Below are 4,203 nucleotides of genomic sequence, written 5' to 3' on the forward strand. Positions count from 1 at the left end.
GACTAATTATGCTGTCTCTCGATCGTCGGCCTTACCTGTGTCTATTTGTTAAATTCAGGTCATGAAATAAATGAAATGGATAATAATCTTTAATTATGCAACCTTAACGTGATTGTAACTTAATTAAAATATTGTAAGTCACAGATCAGGTTTTAGTTGTATACCTGATGTATTCCGAGTGTTAACTTAATGTTTCATAAAAACAGTGTAATGTGAGCTGCTTTAAGTCTTAGGAAAGCAATCGGCTTACATAACACAGAATGGCGTATTAAAAATTGAAATCGACCGGAAAGTCGATAACGTATATAAAACCAAGTGCAAACAATAGTGCACACTTAACAACGTTTGGCTTAGGATATTTTCACTACATGTGGATGGATATTCGTTAAGTACCGAAATAAGTGTTGGTGCTCATCCCCCAGAGGAAGATACCTCTTAGAGCACTAACATCGACAAGCTATAAATATATGGAGAATAAAATGGCTGGTGTATTAGGAATGATTCTTGCTGGTGGTGAAGGCTCTCGCTTAAGACCTTTAACTGAATCTCGCAGCAAACCCTCGGTTCCTTTCGGTGGTAGTTACCGCTTAATTGATTTTGCTCTGAATAACTTCGTTAATGCTGATCTAATGAAGATCTACGTATTAACACAGTTTAAGTCACAATCACTGTTCCATCACATGAAAAAAGGTTGGAATATCAGTGGTATAACCGACCGTTTTATCGACCCAATCCCTGCGCAAATGCGTACAGGTAAGCGTTGGTATGAAGGTACTGCAGATGCTATTTATCAAAACCTTCGCTTCATGCAGTTGGAAGAACCTGATCAAGTTTGTATTTTTGGATCAGATCATATTTACAAAATGGACATTAAGCAGATGCTTGATTTCCATAAAGAGAAGAAAGCGGCTTTAACCGTTTCTGCATTGCGTATGCCGCTTGCTGAAGCATCTGAATTCGGCGTTATCGAAGTGGATGCTGAAGGACGTATGATTGGTTTTGAAGAGAAACCGGCTAACCCGAAACCAATTCCAGGTGACCCGGAGTCTGCGCTTGTGTCTATGGGTAACTACGTATTTGAAGCTAACGAGTTGTTCGCAGAACTTGTTGAAGATGCAGATAAAGAAGACTCGACACATGATTTCGGAAAAGACATCATTCCAAACATGGTTCCGCGTGGTGATGTGTTTGTTTATGACTTCAGTACTAACCGTATTACTGGTGAGAAAGAAGAAGTTTATTGGCGCGATGTAGGTACGATTGACGCGTACTGGCAAGCTCATATGGATCTTCTTGAGAAAGATGCGCCATTCTCGCTATACAACCGCAAGTGGCCACTACATACATACTATCCGCCACTACCGCCGGCTACGTTTACTGATTCGGCAAACGGCCGTGTTCAGATCATCGATAGCTTAGTGTGTAACGGCAGCTATGTACGTGGCTCTCGCATTGAGAAGTGTGTATTGGGTTTCCGCAGTAATATCGCATCAGCGTGTGATATTAGTGAGAGTATCTTACTCGGTGATGTGAAAGTGGGTGAAGGTTGCGTACTTCGTCGTGTCATCGTCGATAAAGATGCAGATATCGCACCTGGAACACAGATTGGCGTAAATCTGAAAGAAGATAAAAAGCATTACCATGTCTCTGACGATGGTGTAGTAGTTATTTCCAAAGGAGCTCGAGTTGGTTACTAAGACTCTCTCGGTACTTTTTGTAGCGTCTGAAGTTGAAGGCTTGATTAAAAGTGGTGGCTTGGCTGATGTAGCCAAGGCACTGCCAAAAGCGTTACAAACACTCGAACAAGATGTTCGAGTGACCATCCCTGCTTATAGAAACATTCCAAACATTGATTCAGCTGAAGTGATTTTGTCGACCGAGCTCGATCATTGGCCTCATACTGCTTATCAAGTCAAAAAGTTGAGTGTCGAAGGTGTTCAAATCTTCGCTATTGAATGTGACAAGTATTTTGACCGTCCTGAAATGTACGCAGAGAACAATCAAGCGTATGCTGATAACGGAGAGCGCTTTTCGTTCTTCAGTACGGCTTGTTTGGATATGCTTCCTAAGCTCGCGTTCCAACCTGATATCATTCATGCAAATGACTGGCACACAGGCTTTGTGCCTTTCTTGCTTAAATCACGTTATCAACAACACGAATTCTTTGAAAATACGCGCAGTGTTATCTCGATTCACAATGCAGTTTTCAAAGGGGTGTTCGCATACGATGAACTGCAATGTCTGCCAGAGATGCACAGTTACAATGTGCCTGAAGCATCTGTAAGTGACACGCATGTCACCATGCTAAAAGCAGGGGTGATGTGTGCCGATAAGGTCAATGCAGTAAGCCCAACGTATGCAGAAGAGCTGAAAACGGAGTTAGGTAGCCATGGCATGGCAGCAGAGTTCCAACATCGTTCGGCCGACTTATTTGGTATTCTCAACGGTTGTGATTATGGAGCTTGGAACCCGGAAACAGACGCTTTCCTTCCTCGTAAATTCAAAGCAACGAAACACAGCATGACTCGTGGAAAATCTGCTTGTAAGCAAAAACTGCAACAAGATGTTGGTTTACCCGTTACCGATTGTGCGGTTTATGGCATGGTTTGTCGTCTGACCAACCAAAAAGGCGTTCATTACTTACTGCCTATCATCGAGCAGTTCTTGAAAAACGAATTGCAGATCGTGATTGTCGGTACTGGTGACCCGGTTTTGGCGAGTCAATTGAAAGAGTTATCAGCACTTCATTCAGACAAGTTCTCATTCGTAGAAGCCTACAATAATGAACTAGCGCATTTGGTTGAAGCGGGCTCTGATTTTTTCTTGATGCCTTCTGAATTTGAGCCTTGTGGCTTGAACCAAATCTACAGCATGGCTTACGGCACTTTGCCTATTGTGCGCTCTGTTGGTGGTTTAAAGGACAGTGTGAATGATTACGATCAGGATCCCGAGATAGCAACAGGCTTTGCTTTTGAAGAACCAACACCGCAAGCATTACTAGCGGTATTACATCGCTCATTACTACTTTATGCTCAAAATCCATCTGAAATTAAGCGCGTTCAACTTTACGCGATGCAACAAGATTTTAGTTGGGAAGATGCGGCAGAAGAATATCTTGCGATGTACCATTCTGCATTTTAACTTGTTGACTTAGCTTTAAAATACAGTTGTTGAATAACAACTGTTCATAATAAAAGAAGGCGCTCTGCTGATAGAGTGCCTTTTTTTTTCTGGTCAGATCACATCACGTTTCCAAAGACAAAGCTTGCAAACTCATTTTAGTCAGGTAGAAAAGGTGGTCAGGTATTCACATGACTAGTGTTGGGTTTGACACTATTATCACTTAAAATTCTTAATTGCGTGATATCCTTAGTCATCGCCTTGTGATGAGGCTTAGCTCCATAAATAAATTAAGCGATAGGTATGTCTGAGAGTTTATTATTTCATAAAACATTTACTCACCCTACGAGTGATGAGTGGGTTGTGTTTGTGCATGGCGCAGGGGGCAGTTCCTCCATTTGGTTTAAGCAGATCAAAGCGTATAAGCAGCATTTCAACTTGCTTCTCATTGACTTGAGAGGGCACGGTAAATCAGACAACATACTTAAAGATCTGATTTCGAACCGTTATACGTTCAAATCAGTAACGCTCGATATTCTTAAAGTGTTAGATCATCTAAAAATCCGATCCGCACACTTTGTGGGTATGTCTTTGGGTACAATTATCGTTCGTAACGTGGCCGAACTGGCGGCAAGCAGAGTACGTTCGATGGTGCTTGGTGGTGCTGTCACTAAACTCAACACTCGATCTCAAGTCTTAATCAAATTAGGAAACCTGAGTAAGCACATCATTCCTTATATGTGGCTATACAGCCTTTTTGCTTATGTTGTGATGCCGCAAAAAAGTCAGAAAGAATCACGTCACCTGTTTATCCGCGAAGCGAAAAAGCTGTGCCAAAAAGAGTTCAAGCGCTGGTTTATCCTCACGGCTGATGTGAACCCATTGATGAAATACTTTAAAGACAGGGAGTTGCCGATTCCGACTTTGTATTTGATGGGCGAGCGCGATTACATGTTCATCAAACCCGTTAAAGAAATGGTCGAAGCGCACGAGTCGAGCGAGTTGGTAGAAATTGCCAACTGTGGGCATGTATGTAATGTAGAAAATCCTGAAGAATTCAATCAACAATCTATCGCTTTTATC

Annotated in this window: 3 protein-coding genes; all 3 read left to right on the top strand. The window is 41.9% G+C overall.

Annotated elements, in window-relative coordinates:
* Positions 1-467: 467 nt before the first annotated feature.
* Positions 468-1,697 carry a glucose-1-phosphate adenylyltransferase gene (gene glgC / locus AB4496_RS02470; RefSeq protein ID WP_080518005.1) on the top strand — a complete coding sequence of 410 codons (1,230 nt, stop codon included), beginning with the start codon at positions 468-470 and terminating at the stop codon, positions 1,695-1,697.
* Complete coding sequence (glgA, locus tag AB4496_RS02475) at positions 1,687-3,141, top strand: glycogen synthase GlgA (protein ID WP_009846348.1); 1,455 nt, start codon at positions 1,687-1,689, stop codon at positions 3,139-3,141. The genes glgC and glgA overlap by 11 nt, the downstream gene beginning before the upstream one ends.
* Before the next feature lie 282 nt (positions 3,142-3,423).
* Positions 3,424-4,203: alpha/beta fold hydrolase (locus AB4496_RS02480; protein WP_372130550.1), on the top strand; the 780-nt coding region annotated here is incomplete at its 3' end.

The sequence above is a fragment of the Vibrio sp. 10N.222.46.A1 genome (genome assembly GCF_041473595.1).
Taxonomy (GTDB): Bacteria; Pseudomonadota; Gammaproteobacteria; order Enterobacterales; family Vibrionaceae; genus Vibrio; species Vibrio tasmaniensis_A.